The organism is Chelatococcus composti (assembly GCF_014201415.1).
Taxonomy (GTDB): Bacteria; Pseudomonadota; Alphaproteobacteria; order Rhizobiales; family Beijerinckiaceae; genus Chelatococcus_A; species Chelatococcus_A composti.
In genome coordinates, this window is sequence record NZ_JACHEH010000011.1 from 1 (window position 1) to 14,044 (window position 14,044).

At 68.2% G+C, this 14,044-nt stretch carries 16 protein-coding genes; 11 read left to right on the plus strand and 5 right to left on the minus strand.

Translation table 11 applies throughout. From position 1 onward, the window contains the following. Positions 1-518 precede the first annotated feature (518 nt). A complete protein-coding gene (locus HNQ73_RS16825) occupies positions 519-2,609 on the plus strand; it encodes a M23 family metallopeptidase (protein WP_244650276.1) in 2,091 nt (696 codons plus the stop codon). 97 nt (positions 2,610-2,706) lie between these two features. Beyond that, a complete protein-coding gene (locus HNQ73_RS16830) occupies positions 2,707-3,624 on the plus strand; it encodes an AEC family transporter (RefSeq protein WP_183336399.1) in 918 nt (305 codons plus the stop codon). 14 nt (positions 3,625-3,638) lie between these two features. Here the strand turns inward: HNQ73_RS16830 and gluQRS are convergent, their stop codons facing one another. Then, positions 3,639-4,535, minus strand: a complete 897-nt coding sequence (gluQRS, locus tag HNQ73_RS16835; protein WP_183336401.1) for a tRNA glutamyl-Q(34) synthetase GluQRS — start codon at positions 4,533-4,535, stop codon at positions 3,639-3,641. A 55-nt stretch (positions 4,536-4,590) separates the two neighbouring features. Here gluQRS and HNQ73_RS16840 point away from each other — a divergent pair, with 55 nt between their 5' ends. Together HNQ73_RS16840 and HNQ73_RS16845 are read left to right on the plus strand one after the other, a co-directional pair. Beyond that, entirely contained in the window at positions 4,591-5,259 is a 669-nt protein-coding gene (locus tag HNQ73_RS16840; RefSeq protein WP_183336403.1) for a DNA-3-methyladenine glycosylase family protein, read from the plus strand. A gap of 82 nt (positions 5,260-5,341) precedes the next feature. Then, a complete protein-coding gene (locus HNQ73_RS16845) occupies positions 5,342-6,025 on the plus strand; it encodes an alpha/beta hydrolase (RefSeq protein WP_183336405.1) in 684 nt (227 codons plus the stop codon). Here the strand turns inward: HNQ73_RS16845 and HNQ73_RS16850 are convergent, their stop codons facing one another. Further along, positions 6,026-6,796, minus strand: a complete 771-nt coding sequence (locus tag HNQ73_RS16850; protein WP_183336407.1) for an HpcH/HpaI aldolase family protein — start codon at positions 6,794-6,796, stop codon at positions 6,026-6,028. 37 nt (positions 6,797-6,833) lie between these two features. Then, positions 6,834-7,154, minus strand: a complete 321-nt coding sequence (locus HNQ73_RS16855) for a DUF1476 domain-containing protein (RefSeq protein ID WP_183336409.1) — start codon at positions 7,152-7,154, stop codon at positions 6,834-6,836. A gap of 334 nt (positions 7,155-7,488) precedes the next feature. Between HNQ73_RS16855 and purC the strand changes: the two genes are divergently transcribed. The 3 genes from purC to purQ all read left to right on the plus strand — a co-directional run bounded on the left by purC (position 7,489) and on the right by purQ (position 9,303). Beyond that, complete coding sequence (gene purC, locus HNQ73_RS16860) at positions 7,489-8,283, plus strand: phosphoribosylaminoimidazolesuccinocarboxamide synthase (RefSeq protein WP_183336411.1); 795 nt, start codon at positions 7,489-7,491, stop codon at positions 8,281-8,283. An 89-nt stretch (positions 8,284-8,372) separates the two neighbouring features. After that, the gene (gene purS / locus HNQ73_RS16865) at positions 8,373-8,615 is read left to right on the plus strand and encodes a phosphoribosylformylglycinamidine synthase subunit PurS (RefSeq protein ID WP_183336413.1); all 243 of its coding nucleotides are present in this window, start codon (positions 8,373-8,375) and stop codon (positions 8,613-8,615) included. A 4-nt stretch (positions 8,616-8,619) separates the two neighbouring features. After that, positions 8,620-9,303, plus strand: coding sequence for a phosphoribosylformylglycinamidine synthase subunit PurQ (gene purQ, locus HNQ73_RS16870; RefSeq protein ID WP_183336416.1), 684 nt, complete (start codon positions 8,620-8,622; stop codon positions 9,301-9,303). 78 nt (positions 9,304-9,381) lie between these two features. Here the strand turns inward: purQ and HNQ73_RS16875 are convergent, their stop codons facing one another. Beyond that, positions 9,382-9,750 carry a hypothetical protein gene (locus HNQ73_RS16875; protein WP_183336418.1) on the minus strand — a complete coding sequence of 123 codons (369 nt, stop codon included), beginning with the start codon at positions 9,748-9,750 and terminating at the stop codon, positions 9,382-9,384. Between the two features lie 245 nt (positions 9,751-9,995). Here HNQ73_RS16875 and purL point away from each other — a divergent pair, with 245 nt between their 5' ends. Genes purL through grxD form a run of 3 tightly spaced genes read left to right on the plus strand, consistent with a single transcriptional unit; the run spans position 9,996 to position 12,869 of the window. After that, entirely contained in the window at positions 9,996-12,209 is a 2,214-nt protein-coding gene (purL, locus tag HNQ73_RS16880) for a phosphoribosylformylglycinamidine synthase subunit PurL (RefSeq protein WP_183336420.1), read from the plus strand. Between the two features lie 36 nt (positions 12,210-12,245). Further along, positions 12,246-12,482, plus strand: coding sequence for a BolA family protein (locus tag HNQ73_RS16885; protein WP_183336422.1), 237 nt, complete (start codon positions 12,246-12,248; stop codon positions 12,480-12,482). Positions 12,483-12,527: 45 nt separating this feature from the next. Next, a complete protein-coding gene (grxD, locus tag HNQ73_RS16890; protein WP_183336424.1) occupies positions 12,528-12,869 on the plus strand; it encodes a Grx4 family monothiol glutaredoxin in 342 nt (113 codons plus the stop codon). Positions 12,870-12,947: 78 nt separating this feature from the next. Here the strand turns inward: grxD and tlpA are convergent, their stop codons facing one another. Continuing rightward, positions 12,948-13,598, minus strand: a complete 651-nt coding sequence (gene tlpA / locus HNQ73_RS16895; protein ID WP_183336426.1) for a thiol:disulfide interchange protein TlpA — start codon at positions 13,596-13,598, stop codon at positions 12,948-12,950. A gap of 203 nt (positions 13,599-13,801) precedes the next feature. Here tlpA and lptM point away from each other — a divergent pair, with 203 nt between their 5' ends. Next, on the plus strand, positions 13,802-14,044 hold the full coding sequence (lptM, locus tag HNQ73_RS16900; RefSeq protein WP_244650272.1) for an LPS translocon maturation chaperone LptM: 243 nt from the start codon (positions 13,802-13,804) through the stop codon (positions 14,042-14,044).

A 14,044-nucleotide genomic window follows, 5' to 3' on the forward strand; every position in this document is an offset into this window, starting at 1 on the left:
CCCTCTCAGGATACCCCCAGAAGACAGGCCGCAAAAATACCGCCGCCTACGCTTCTCTTCCTCTCTCAACAATGTCAAAGAGCAACGGCAACCGATGATGCCGCGGCAACCTCGGGAGCGCAGCCATCCATCCCGACCTTGGCCGGGTGGATGAACCCGTCTTTCAGAGGAAGCCGTGGGCGCCGCCCGCCGTCAGCGGCAGCGCCGTTGTGGCGCTTATATAGGTCGGGTCGATTTCGACTGTCAACACGGGCCATGAAATTTTTTTGGCGGCCGACGCCCCCTATCTGGGGATAACTCGCCGGGCGCAAGCCCGGATCATGCCACGCATGGCTGCCGCACTTCGACCATACTGTCTGCGCAAAGAAACGGCACAGCTGCTTCTTGCAGACCGCCGTGCGTGCAGGTTGCGGTTGATTTGCCGGGCCGCGACCGGCAAAAGATGAAGCCGCAATTGGAACACAAACGTTTGCCGGTCGGTGGCGAGAGCTTCTGGTGCCAGGGGACGTCACGAGCGCATGAAGATCGACCACATGCCCGAAGGCAACGGCGCCTTCCTGTCGCCTGCGGCCGCAGCCCAGCCGCGGACGGCCGCGCGCGTCGAGGGCATGCGCCGGGAGCGCCCGTCGGTGATGGTCGACCTCGGCCGCGAGCCGCCGATCGACCCCGAGGGTCAATCTTCACCCCACAGCGACCGCCGCAGCTTCAGCCTGCGCTGGCTGACCGCCAGCATCCTGACGGGCGTCAGCGGCGCCGCCCTTCTCGGCGCTGCCATCTATATAGCGCTGCAGGGCGACACCATCTTCGCGCAACTGCCCGAGCGTGCGCGGGAGATAGCCCGCCGGGCCGACGACGGCGCAGCGAGCGGCAACAGGATCGTCAAGGGCGACAAGCTGGTGCGCACCGAGCTGTTCGTCGCCGCCAAGCAGACCATCAAGGCGCCGATGACCATGCGCGTGGGTGACCGCGAGGTGATCAAGGTCAGGCCCTTCCTGCGCCTTGCCACCAACCTGTCGCAGACGGCCGGCGTCTACGCGACCGATATTCCGCCCTTCAATCCGCTCAAGCTCTATGCCGAGGGAGAGGACACCTCCGAACGCTTCGGCGAGGTGGAGCCTGCTCCCGCCGATGCCGACGCCGATGTCTCCTTCGTGCGCCGCGACCTCGACGATGTCGAAATCGAAGCCGATGCACCGGGCCTCACCGACGAGGAGGCCCTGGCCCAGCTCGCCGAGGAGCAGCGGCTCACCGTGAGCGTCCGCAACGAGCCGTCGCTGACGGCGCCGGCCCAGCTCATGCTTTCGCGCACCCTGCGCCACGTGGCCCTGGCGAGCCCCGCCCTCGCCTACGCCAATCCCATCGACGCCCCGTTCAAGGAACTCGACATCCGCGTGGTGCCGGAGAACGTGACGATTGTCGCGCGGCAGGTCGCCGGCGAGAACCCGGCCGCCCCCGAGGAGAAGGTCGTCGCCGTCAAGAAGGGCGCCAAACTCGCCGACATCCTGAAGGCGGAGGGCGCGAGCGACCGGGAGATCGCCGCCATCCTCGCCGCCCTCGGGTCCGATACGGTGAAGGCTGTGCGCGAGGGGCAGAATGTCCGGCTGCTGCTTGCGCCCAATATCGACGGCAGCGGGCCGCGCCGTATCTCGCGCGTCATGATTGTCGATTCCCAGTCGATCGCCGGCATCGCCGCGCTCGACGACAAGGGGCGCTTTGTGCCTGTCTCGCTGCCCCAGGAGGAGTTCGCCACCGCGTCAGCGGAGACGGGCGAGGATGTCGGCGAAGACGGCGAGAACGGCTCCGGCGGGCGCGGGGCCCGGCTCTACGAGAGCCTCTACGAGACGGCACTGAAGAACGGCATCTCGCGCGAGGTTGTCCAGGATCTCATCCGCATCTTCGCCTACGATGTCGATTTCCAGCGCCGCGTCGGCCCCAACGATTCGATCGAGCTGTTCATGGCCGACGACGACGGCACGGCGGCCGGCGATGTCCTCTTCGCCGCGCTCACCGTCGGCGGCGAGCGGCGGGCGGTCTACCGCTACCAGTCGCCCGAGGACAACACCGTCGACTATTTCGACGAGGACGGCCGCTCGCTGAAGAAGTTCCTGCTGCGCAAGCCGATCACCGACGGCGTCATGCGCTCGGGCTTCGGCACCCGCCGCCATCCGATCCTCGGCTATTCCAAGATGCATACGGGTGTCGACTGGGCGAACCGCTCCGGCACGCCCATCCTCGCCGCCGGCGACGGCGTCGTGATAAAGGCTGGCTGGAGCTCCGGCTACGGGCGGCGCATCGAGATCCAGCACGCTAACGGCTACGTCACCACCTATTCACACCAGTCCGCCTTCGCCCGGGGAATTCAGGAAGGCGTCAGGGTGCGCCAGGGACAGGTCATTGGCTATGTCGGCAACACCGGCCTGTCGACGGGCGCGCACCTGCACTACGAGGTGCTGGTCAACGGACACTTCGTCAATCCGATGAAGATCAAGGTGCCGCGTGGCCGCGAGCTGGAGGGCACGGCCCTGGCCGAGTTCCGCCGCCAGCGCGACCAGATCCGCGAGCTGCGCGCCAAGGCCGAGACAGGCATGCAGGTGGCCGAGGGCGGCTGAGGCGGCCCGGCCGCCGCATGGCTGCCCTGCGCCTGCGCGCCTAGCCCGCCCGCCGGTCCCGCTTCAAGGTCGCGCAACATCTGCGACCGGTGGGGCCATGCTCTCCGTCTTTCTGCTCGTCTTGCCGATCTTCGGGCTCATCGCCGTGGGCTTCCTCGCCCGCTGCGTTGGCCTGCTCAACGACCGCACGGGCGAAGGCCTGTCGGATTTCGTCTACGCCCTCGCAATTCCCTGCCTCATCTTCCGCACGCTGGCGAAGGCCACGTTGCCGGAGGTGCAGCCCTGGGGCTACTGGCTGGCCTATTTCGGCGGCGTTGCCGTGGTGTGGGTGCTCACCACCGTCATCGCGCGGCGCCTCTTCCACGTCACCGAGAACGAGGGTGTCGTCGCCGGCTTTTCGGCGGCGCAGTCCAACACCGTCCTCGTCGGCATTCCGCTTATCCTGGGGGCCTATGGCGACGAGGGCGCCGTCCCGCTCTTTCTGCTGATCGCCATCCATCTGCCGATCATGATGACGGTAGCCACCGTGCTCGTCGAAGGGCGCGGCACCTCGCCCCTCACCATCGTGCGGCGGCTCATCACCCACCCCATCGTCATCTCGGTCATCGTCGGCTCACTCGCGCGGCTCCTGCCCGGCGGGCTGCCCGATGTCGTCTGGTCGCTCGTCAACCCCATCGCCGAGGCTGCCATCCCCTGCGCACTTATCGCCATGGGCGTCGCGTTGCGGCGCTACGGCTTCGGCGAAGGCTTCGGGCTCGCGAGCACCATCACGGTGCTGAAGCTGCTGGTGCACCCGCTTCTCGTCTATCTGCTGGCGCTCCATGTCTTCGACATGCCGCCGACGTGGGCCGGTGTCGCCGTGCTCTTCGCCGCCTCGCCCTCCGGCATCAACGCCTATCTGCTCGCCGAGCGCTACCGCTGCGGCATCGCCATCGCCTCCGGATCGATCGCCCTGTCGACCGCCTGCTCGCTGGCGAGCACGATTCTGTGGCTCACGGTGCTCGGCGCCGGCTAGGCGCCTCCTCGCCGTCAGGCGGGAAAGCCGAGGCGGCGGCGAATCTCGTCTGCGCCGATGCCGGCGGCCCTCAGGTCTCGCAACGCGGGCGAACCGCGGCTCTTGGCGAGCTTGAGGCCGGTCTCGTCGGCAATGAGCGGGTGATGGTGATAGCGCGGCACCGGCAGGTCGAGCAGCGCCTGCAGCAGCCGGTGCACATCCGTGGCCGCCGCCAGGTCCTGACCGCGGACCACATGCGTCACACCCTGCAGCGCATCGTCGACGACCACGGACAGGTGGTAGCTCGTTGGCACCTCCTTGCGCGCTAGCACCACGTCGCCCCACCGTGCCGGATTCGCCACCACGCGCCGCTCGCTTCCGTCAGGGTCGAAGGCGACGAAGGAGAGCTCGCGGCCTGCGGCCCCGACGCGCTGCAGCGCCGCAGTCATGTCGAGCCGCAGCGCGTGCGGCTCGCCGGAGGCGAGACGGCGGGCGATCTCCTGGGCCGGCAGCTGCCGCGCAAGCCCCGGATAGAGCGGCGCCCCGTCGGGGTCGCGCGGCCACGGCCTGCCCTCGGCCCGCTCCCGCTCAGCGACGGCGGCCCTGATCTCCTGCCGGCTGGCGAAACACGGATAGAGAAGTCCCATTTCGCGCAGCTTCGCGAGGGCCGCCCCATAATCGTCCATGTGCTGGGACTGGCGGCGCACGGGCTCCTCCCACGTGAGGCCGAGCCAGGCGAGATCCTCGTAGATGGCCTCTTCGAACGCGGGCCGGCAGCGCGTCGGGTCGATGTCCTCGATGCGCAGCAGGAAGCGCCCGCCGAGGCGGCGGGCCAGGGAGGCGTTGAGCAGCGCCGAATAGGCATGCCCGAGATGGAGAAAGCCGTTGGGGCTTGGCGCGAAGCGCAAAACGGGTGTCGCCTTCGCCCCCATTGCCGCATCCCTCATGATGGAACGACCGCGATTCGAATCATGGCGAGGTTACCCGATGCCGAGCATCATCAACGGCGAGGCGGCGCTCGATGAAGCCCTTGGCGCCCTCGCCGCCGCCGACCCGCTGATCGGCGAATTGGTGCAGGCCGGCGCACGGCCGCCGCTGCGCCTGCGCGAGCCGGGCTTCCCCGGGCTTGCTGCCATCATCGTGGCACAGCAGCTGTCCGTCGCGAGCGCAGACGCCATCTGGGCGCGGGTGCGGGCACGATTCGACCCGCTCAAGCCTCGCACCTTCCTGGCCGCAAGCGACGAAGACCTGCGCGCCTGCGGCCTTTCGCTGCCCAAGATGCGCGGGCTGCGCGCCGTTGCGCTCGCCATTGCCGAGGGTCGCCTGATGCTCGATTCGCTCGGCGCCATGGCGCCCGAGGACGCCATCGCCGCCTTGACGGCCGTGAAGGGCATAGGCCCCTGGACGGCGGAGATCTACCTTCTCTTCTGCCTCGGCCACCCCGACATCTTTCCGGCTGGCGACCTCGCCCTGCAGGAGGCGGCCCGCCTCGCCCTCCGGCTCGACGAGCGCCCGCGCGAGAAGCAGCTGCGTGCCATCGCGGCCGAGCGTTGGCGGCCCTATCGCGGCGTCGCCGCGCGGGTGCTGTGGGCGTATTACCGCATCGCGCGCCGCGGCCGCGAAGGAGCGCCGCTGCTCGGAGCTGACAGCGCCTGAAGCCGAGGGAATCGCTCGACCGCGCGAACTCCATTCGCTAATCAGCAGGAAAGATCACCCTCGAGCCGCACGGGACGACCACATGGACCAGCGATTGATAGACGGGCCGCGTCTCGCCGCGCGATCGGGCGCCACGCGCCAGCTCGTCGTCTTCCTGCACGGCTACGGTGCCGACGGCAACGACCTCATCGACATCGGCCGCCAGTGGCAGCGCTGGCTGCCGGATGCGGCCTTCGTCTCTCCCCACGCGCCGGAGCCCTGCGGCATGTCGCCCATGGGCCGGCAATGGTTTGCCCTCACGTTCCGCGATCCGGACGAGCGCTGGCGCGGCGTCAACCATGCCGCCCCCGCGCTCGATGCCTTTCTGGATGCCGAACTCGCCCGCCATGGGCTGACGGAGGACAGGCTCGCCCTCGTCGGCTTCAGCCAGGGCACCATGATGGCGCTGCACGTCGGCCTGCGGCGCCGCACGGCGCCGGCCGCCATCGTCGGCTATTCCGGCATGCTGGTGGGGCCCAGCGGCGCACCGCCCGAGACGATGCGGGAAGAGATCCGCGCGCGGCCGCCGGTGCTTCTGGTGCATGGCGATGCGGACGAGGTGATCCCGGTGGAGGCGCTGTTCTTCTCGGCCCAGGCCCTGTCGAGCCTCGAGGTGCCGGCCCAGTGGCACCTGTCCCACGGCATCGGACACGGCATCGACGGCGAGGGCCTGCGCCACGGCGGGCTGTTTCTGGCGCGCGCCTTCGGCCTGCCCTACCCCGCCTGATCAGCGCCCGACGACGGCGAGCGCCGCCTGCGCCCCCTGGCGCAGGAAGGTCGTGTCGCTGCCGATGGCGGAGACGACGATGCCCTTGCGCGCCAGGGCCGCGGCCCGCTCCGGCGGGCCCGCGTAGACCCAGACGGCCTTGCCGGCAGCGCGGGCACGGGCGAGCACATGGTCAATCGCCGCGTCGACGGCCGCCGATTCCGGATCGAGATCCCGGCCACCGGACAGGGCGATGGACATGTCCGCCGGACCGATGAAGACTGCATCGATGCCCTCGACCGCAAGAATGTCGTCGACAGCATCGAGCGCCGCCCGCGTCTCGATCATCGCCACCGCCTGGGTGAGGCCGTTGGCGCGGGCAAGATAGTCCTTCGGCGCCAGGCCGGACAGGGCCAATGCCGCGTGCGGCCCCCAGCTGCGCTCACCGAGCGGTGGGAACTTGGCGAAGGCTGCGAAGGCCCGCGCGTCGGCTGCCGAGTTGATCATCGGGGCGATGACCGCGGCAGCGCCGGCGTCGAGCAGGCGCGAGGTGGTCTGGAACTCGCCGACGGGAATGCGCACGACGGTCGGCTTGCCCGCTCCGGCGACGAGCTGGATGCCGCGGATGGCGGCGTCGACATCGACGGCGCCGTGCTGCATGTCGAGGGTCACGAGGTCGAAGGCCTCGCGCGCCAGCAAGGCCGCAATGGCCGGCTCCCGGCTGCCGACCCAGGCAGAGAACAGCGGCTCGCCGGTCGCGAGCCGGCTGGCAAAATCCACATGGATCGACATGACGCCCCCCGGCGAATCTCGATGGTGACAGCCGGCCTTACTGGCCTTTGACTTCCTGGATGGCCTGCGCCATCAGCTCGTCCATGGTGCGACGGATCTGGTGGTCGGACTGGGCGACGCCTGCGGCATCGAAGTCGGCCCGCACCTTGCGGAACACGTCGTCGTCCCCCGCCTCCTCGAAATCGGCGAGAACGACACTCTTGGCATAGGCCTCAGCCTCGGCGCCGGTCTTGCCGAGCTGCTCCGCCGCCCAGAGCCCGAGCAGCTTGTTGCGCCGAGCCGTCGCCTTGAAGCGCAGCTCCTCGTCGTGCGCAAACTGCTTCTCGAAGGCCTCTTCGCGCTTGTCGAAGGTCGTCATCGGGCTCAACTCTCCCTCATGCGGTCGCTCAGGCCGCGATATAGATGGCAGAAGGCGGAAGCGCCAGCCCCCATCGGGCTCGAATCACGGCTGTCTGCCTCTGTGCCATCAGACACCCGACAACACCCGCTTGCAACGCCTGGCGGGCTCACCACATCATTTGGGCAATGTCCAATGCGTATCCGCCGCTCGGGGGCAGTCGTTGTGCTCCGGCTCGCAATCGGCTAGGTTGCGCCTTGCGGGCGAGGGCTTTGTCCGCAAGCACGATGAGCCTCGAACCGGCCCCCGCCCGCTTCGAGCCGCGGACCTTTTGTATGGAGCCACGGCACCTCCGATGGACTTTCTCAAAACACGGTATACGCCGATGAACCGTCGCCGTCGTATCTACGAGGGCAAGGCAAAGGTGCTCTACGAGGGCCCTGAGCCAGGCACGCTCATTCAACACTTCAAGGATGATGCGACCGCATTCAACGCCAAGAAGCACGAGGTTATCGACGGCAAAGGCGTTCTGAACAACCGCATCTCTGAATACATCTTCCAGAATCTCAACGACATCGGCGTGCCCACGCACTTCATCCGGCGGCTGAACATGCGCGAGCAGCTCATCCGCGAGGTGGAGATCATTCCGCTTGAGGTCGTGGTGCGAAATGTCGCAGCCGGCTCACTGTCGCAGCGCCTCGGCATCGAGGAGGGCACGCAGCTGCCGCGCTCGATCATCGAGTTCTACTACAAGAACGATGCGCTCAACGACCCGATGGTGTCCGAAGAGCACATCACAGCATTCGGCTGGGCGACGCCGCAGGAGATCGACGACATCATGGCGCTCGCCATCCGCGTCAACGACTTCCTGTCTGGTCTCTTCCTCGGCGTCGGCATCCGTCTCGTCGACTTCAAGATGGAGACAGGCCGCATGTGGGAAGGCGACATGATGCGCATCGTCGTGGCTGACGAGATCTCGCCCGACTCGTGCCGCCTGTGGGACATCAAGTCCTCCGACAAGATGGACAAGGACCGCTTCCGCCGCGACATGGGCGGGCTGATCGAAGCCTATTCGGAAGTGGCCCGCCGTCTCGGCATCCTCACCGAGAACGAGCGTCCCGGCCACGGCGGCCCGCGCCTGGTGCAGTGACGGCACGAGAAGTTGCCGCAGAGCGCGATTTTGATTAAGCGGGGGCCCGTTGGCCCCCGTTTCCATTGTTCCCTCCGGAGACCCCGATCATGAAAGCCCGCGTGACCGTGACCCTCAAGCAAGGCGTGCTCGACCCGCAGGGCAAGGCCATCGAGGGAGGGCTGAAGTCCCTCGGCATCGAGGGCATCGGCTCTGTCCGCCAGGGCAAGGTCTTCGACATCGAGCTGACGACGACGGACAGGACCAAGGCCGAGAGCGTGCTGCGCGAGGCCTGCGAGCGCCTGCTCGCCAACACCGTCATCGAGAACTACCGCATCGAGCTTGCGGAGTGAGGCGATGAAGGCGGCCGTCATCACCTTTCCCGGCTCCAACCGCGACGGGGACGTTGCGCGGGCCCTCAGGCAGGCGGGCGCCACCGTTGTCTCCGCCTGGCACGCCGACCACGAGCTGCCCCATGGCACGGATCTCGCCGTGCTTCCCGGCGGCTTCTCCTATGGCGACTACCTGCGCTGCGGCGCCATCGCCAGCCGGGCGCCCATCATGGACGCGGTGCGCGCCCATGCGGCGCGCGGCGGGCTCGTGCTCGGCATCTGCAACGGCTTCCAGATTCTCTGCGAATCCGGACTGCTGCCGGGCGTGCTGATGCGCAATGCCAACCTGCACTTCATCTGCCGGCGCCAGCACCTCAAGGTGGCGCGGGCCGACACGGCCTTCACCGGCCGATATCACGTCGGTCAGGTCATTGACGTGTGCATTGCCCACGGCGAGGGCAACTACTTCTGCGACGAGGAAACGCTGCACGAGCTGGAGTCGGAGGGGCGAGTCGCCTTCCGCTACTGCGATGCTGCCGGCAACACGTCCCGTGAGGCCAATCCCAACGGCTCGCTGAACAACATTGCCGGCGTGTTCTCCGAGGGTCTCAACGTGCTGGGCATGATGCCGCACCCCGAGAACCTCATCGACGAACTCGTTGGCGGCATTGACGGGCGCGGCCTCTTCGAGAGCCTCGCCGCCGCGTGACCCGCGCCGGCCGGGCGAGCACCGCCCGGCGCACCGCGCCTCACAGGCGAAAGGCGGGCAGCCCGGTCACCGGGCTGATCACATGGCCCACGACACGCGCGTCGCGGCCGTGACGGGCATTGTCTCGTAGCGGAAAAGGCCCAGCATCCCGGTCTCCACGCGGCCCGAGGCCGAGACGGTCAGGGTGCGATTCGCCGGGTCCTTCTCGACCGTGACCTCCTCCACCCAGGTCACCCCGAGGCCGTAGAAGTTGGCGCGGAAGAACTCGCGCGCCCGGCGCTCCAATGTCAGCTGGTCGAGCACCTCCGCTTCATGGATCAGTTGCCGCGCGGCAGCGTCGAGGGCGTTCTGCATGTCGAGACGCACATTGGCGGCGCGCGCATATTCGGCCGCGATCCCGCAGGGCACGAGCAGCAGCACCGGCCAAAGGATGCGGGCTGCGGCCATCGCCTTGTCCCATTGCCTGCGCAGTCCGTCCGAAAAGCTTCCGATCCGTCCCATGGCCGTTCAATTCGCTCCTCACGCGGCACCGTCGGTTACCGGATCGCGAATTCCGTGCCGGTCTCGCTGTATCAAAATGGTGCGCCCTGTGCGGTCTCGGCGCCTTTTCGCTGTCGCAGCGATTGCCTCGGCGAGGCTTAAGGGCTATGGCCGGGCGAGCGCTTTTCGACCGAGCCCAAGCGGAAACCGAGATGATCCCGAACGAGCCGAAGATCACGCCCGAACTCGTCGCCGAGCACGGCCTCAAGCCCGACGAATACGAGCGTTTCGTGGCCCTCATCGGCCGTGAGCCAACGATCACCGAGCTCGGCATCGTCTCGGCGATGTGGAACGAGCACTGCTCCTACAAGTCCTCGCGCCTGCACCTGAAGACGCTGCCGACGAAGGCCCCCTGGGTCATCCAGGGGCCCGGCGAGAACGCCGGCGTCATCGATATCGGCGACGGGCTCGCCTGTGTTTTCAAGATGGAGAGCCACAACCACCCGTCCTACATCGAGCCCTACCAGGGCGCGACGACGGGCGTGGGCGGCATCCTGCGCGATGTCTTCACCATGGGCGCGCGCCCGATCGCGGCGCTCAACGCCCTGCGCTTCGGCTCGCCCGACCATCCCAAGACGCGCCACCTGGTGGCCGGCGTCGTGGCGGGCATCGGCGGCTACGGCAATTCCTTCGGCGTGCCGACCGTCGGCGGCTCGGTGGGCTTCCACTCGCGCTACGACGGCAACATCCTCGTCAACGCCATGGCGGTCGGCATCGCCAGGGCGGACGAGATCTTCTACGCCAAGGCCACCGGTGTCGGTAACCCGATCGTCTACCTCGGCTCCAAGACCGGGCGCGACGGCATCCACGGCGCTACCATGGCCTCTGCCGAGTTCGACGAGAACTCCGAGGAGAAGCGGCCGACCGTGCAGGTTGGCGACCCCTTCGCCGAGAAGCTGCTGCTCGAGGCCTGCCTTGAGCTGATGGCCTCCGGCGCCGTCATCGCCATCCAGGACATGGGTGCGGCGGGCCTCACCTGCTCGGCCGTCGAGATGGGCGCCAAGGGCGACCTCGGCATCGAGCTCGACCTCGACGCCGTGCCCTGCCGCGAGGAGGGCATGACCGCCTACGAGATGATGCTGTCCGAGAGCCAGGAGCGCATGCTCATGGTGCTCGACCCGGACAAGCACGACATCGCCGAGGCCATCTTCCGCAAGTGGGGGCTCGACTTCGCCGTCATCGGCAAGACGACGGACACCCTGCGCTTCGTCGTCAAGCACAAGGGCGAGGTTGTGGCCGACCTGCCCATCAAGGAGCTTGGCGACGAGGCGCCTGTCTACGACCGGCCCTACATCCAGAACGCCTTCGAGCCCGTGCTGCCGCCCGAGAGCGTCGAGGCGCCCATGCCGAACGGCGAGGCGCTCGTGAAGCTGGTCGGCACGCCGGACCTGTGCTCGAAGCGCTGGGTGTGGGAGCAGTACGACCACCTCATTCTCGGCAACACCGTGCAGACGCCGGGCGGCGATGCTGCCATCGTGCGCGTCGGCGACGGGCCGAAGGGCCTCGCCATGACGACCGACGTGACGCCCCGCTATTGCGAGGCCGACCCGGTGGAGGGCGGCAAGCAGGCAGTGGCGGAAGCCTGGCGCAACATCACTGCCGTGGGCGGCCGGCCGCTCGCCGTCACCGACAACCTCAACTTCGGCAATCCCGAGAAGCCCGAGGTGATGGGCCAGTTCGTCGGCTGCATCCGCGGCATCGGCGAGGCCTGCCGGGCGCTCGACTTCCCGGTCGTCTCGGGCAACGTCTCGCTCTACAACGAGACGCAGGGCCGCTCGATCCTGCCCACGCCGACCATCGGCGGCGTCGGCCTGCTCGACGACGTGAAGGTCCACGCCACCATCGCCTTCCGCGCGGCCGGCGAGGCGCTCGTTCTCATCGGCGAGACGAAGGGCTGGCTTGGCCAGTCGGTCTACCTGCGCGACATCTGCGGCCGCGAGGCGGGTGCGCCGCCGCCGGTCGATCTCGCTGCCGAAAAGCGCAACGGCGATTTCGTGCGCGGCCTCATCCGCTCGGGCCGCGTACGCACGGTGCACGACTGCTCGGATGGCGGCCTGGCCGTGACGCTCGCCGAGATGGCGATGGCCGGCGGCATCGGCTGCACAGTGGACGCGGTTCCGGACGGTCTGTCTGCCCACGCCTTCCTCTTCGGCGAGGACCAGGCGCGCTACGTGCTCGCCGTGCCGGATGAGGAGGCGGAGGCAATCCTGCGCGAGGCCGCGGCGGCGGGCGTGCCGGCGGCGCGCATCGGCAGCACCGGCGGGGAGACATTGACCCTTCCGGACGAGGCGCCCATATCTCTTGAACGTCTCAGGACGGCGCATGAATCATGGCTGCCGGCCTACATGGCGGGTCAACACGCCTGAACCGGTACGGCGGGGACAAGGGAAGGGGCTGCAACAATGGCAATGGATGCACGCGAGATCGAGGAGCTGATCAAGGCGCATCTGCCCGACGCCACCGTCGAAATTCGCGATCTCGCCGGTGACGGAGACCACTACGCCGCAACCGTCATCTCGCCCTCGTTCAAGGGCAAGAGCCGCGTACAGCAGCACCAGATGGTCTATGCCGCGCTGCAGGGCCGCATGGGCGGGGCGCTGCACGCCCTTGCCTTGACGACGGCCGCACCCGACAATTGAGCCGAGCTGCGGGTGACGGACGCGCCCCGCGAACAGGGAAAGATTATGAGCAACGTCCACGCTTTCATCGACAATGAGGTCAAGACCAACGACGTCGTGCTCTTCATGAAGGGCACGCCGCAGTTTCCCATGTGCGGGTTCTCCGGCCAGGTCGTGCAGATCCTCGATTACCTCGGCGTGCCCTACAAGGGCATCAACGTGCTTGAGGACGAGAGCGTCCGCCAGGGTATCAAGGACTATTCCAACTGGCCGACGATTCCCCAGCTCTACGTGAAGGGCGAGTTCATCGGCGGCTGCGACATCGTGCGCGAGATGTTCCAGTCGGGCGAGCTGCAGAGCTTCCTGAGCGAGAAGGGCATCCCGGTGCGCGTGCCCGAGAAGGGCTGACAAACCATCGCCAGCAACGAGCGGGCACGTCGCGCAGCGGCGTGCCCTTTTTGCTGCGTCTGCGGGCGCGGCCGCGCCTCAGCGGCCGAGCGCCGCCCTGACGAAGGCCACGGCATCCTGCGAGTGCCATTCGGCCGGGCCGGCGAGCTCGGCGACGGCGCACCCCTCCGGCCCGATGACGAGCGTCGTCGGCATGCCGAAGGCCTTTCCGGCCGACTTGAGCTCCTGGAAGATCTTGGCCTGTGGATCGCGGTAGTGCGCGAGGCGCGTGATGCCCGCCTGCTTCAGCCATTCCTGCGGCTTTTCGGGATCGCGTGTGTCGATGTTGACGGCGACGACCTCGAAGTCGTCGCCGCCGAGATCGGCCTGCAGGGCATCGAGCGCCGGCATCTCCTGGCGGCACGGGGCGCACCAGGTGGCCCAGAGGTTGAGAAGGACGGTGCGACCCTTGAAATCGGCCAGCGTCAGGCGCCTGCCGTCCGGCCCCTCAAAGGAAAGCGGCGGCAGGGGCTGGGGCGTCGACGGCACTTTCACGGCGGCCAGCTCGCCCCTGGCGAGCGGACGCAGCCTGTCGAGCGTCTCCGCTGCCATCGCGCACTGGGCAACCTCCGCGCGGTCTTTGCCTGCGAGCCGGCCGGTCACCAGCGCGAGGCCCGCCCCGAGGATCGCCGCCCCGAAAACGGCGACGACGAACAGAGGCTGGCGGATGAGCGGCGTGGTCTCGGCCATGGATCTTCACCTCTCCTCAAAACGTCCACGGGCGCATTAGTCCGCGCCGGTGGCGAAATCCAGACCGTCGCGCCTCACGAAAGCGTGGCCGGCGGCCGCACGGCGGGACACCATGCCGGCGGCGCAACACGCCGCCCGCGTTAGGGGCTCGCGCTTCGCGACGCTTCGGCTATAGTGCGCGCCGTTTTTCGGAGAATGCCTTCGTGCCGTCACCGCTGCCCATTGCCCGTTCCATCGCCATCGTCCTCGCCGTCTCGCTCGCGCTCGCGGCCTGCGGCCGCCGTGGCGCGCTCGAGCCGCCGCCTGATCCGAACGCACCCGCGCAGGAGGAGAAGGCCGCGCCCGGCGGCGCGAGCCTGACGCCCTCGCCGGTCGGCACGCCGAAGAAACGGGCGGTCGAGCAGCCGCGCCCCAACGAGCCGTTCTTCCTCGACGCCATCCTCTAG

Coding starts and splice junctions, on each gene's coding strand:
- HNQ73_RS16875 (WP_183336418.1), bottom strand. CDS start 9,750: ATGGCCGCAGCCCGCATCCTTTGGCCGGTGCTGCTGCTCGTGCCCTGC.
- HNQ73_RS16855 (WP_183336409.1), bottom strand. CDS start 7,154: ATGACGACCTTCGACAAGCGCGAAGAGGCCTTCGAGAAGCAGTTTGCG.
- HNQ73_RS16830 (WP_183336399.1), top strand. CDS start 2,707: ATGCTCTCCGTCTTTCTGCTCGTCTTGCCGATCTTCGGGCTCATCGCC.
- gluQRS (WP_183336401.1), bottom strand. CDS start 4,535: ATGGGGGCGAAGGCGACACCCGTTTTGCGCTTCGCGCCAAGCCCCAAC.
- tlpA (WP_183336426.1), bottom strand. CDS start 13,598: ATGGCCGAGACCACGCCGCTCATCCGCCAGCCTCTGTTCGTCGTCGCC.
- HNQ73_RS16885 (WP_183336422.1), top strand. CDS start 12,246: ATGGCAATGGATGCACGCGAGATCGAGGAGCTGATCAAGGCGCATCTG.
- HNQ73_RS16840 (WP_183336403.1), top strand. CDS start 4,591: ATGCCGAGCATCATCAACGGCGAGGCGGCGCTCGATGAAGCCCTTGGC.
- purC (WP_183336411.1), top strand. CDS start 7,489: ATGGACTTTCTCAAAACACGGTATACGCCGATGAACCGTCGCCGTCGT.
- HNQ73_RS16825 (WP_244650276.1), top strand. CDS start 519: ATGAAGATCGACCACATGCCCGAAGGCAACGGCGCCTTCCTGTCGCCT.
- purL (WP_183336420.1), top strand. CDS start 9,996: ATGATCCCGAACGAGCCGAAGATCACGCCCGAACTCGTCGCCGAGCAC.
- purS (WP_183336413.1), top strand. CDS start 8,373: ATGAAAGCCCGCGTGACCGTGACCCTCAAGCAAGGCGTGCTCGACCCG.
- HNQ73_RS16850 (WP_183336407.1), bottom strand. CDS start 6,796: ATGTCGATCCATGTGGATTTTGCCAGCCGGCTCGCGACCGGCGAGCCG.
- purQ (WP_183336416.1), top strand. CDS start 8,620: ATGAAGGCGGCCGTCATCACCTTTCCCGGCTCCAACCGCGACGGGGAC.
- grxD (WP_183336424.1), top strand. CDS start 12,528: ATGAGCAACGTCCACGCTTTCATCGACAATGAGGTCAAGACCAACGAC.
- HNQ73_RS16845 (WP_183336405.1), top strand. CDS start 5,342: ATGGACCAGCGATTGATAGACGGGCCGCGTCTCGCCGCGCGATCGGGC.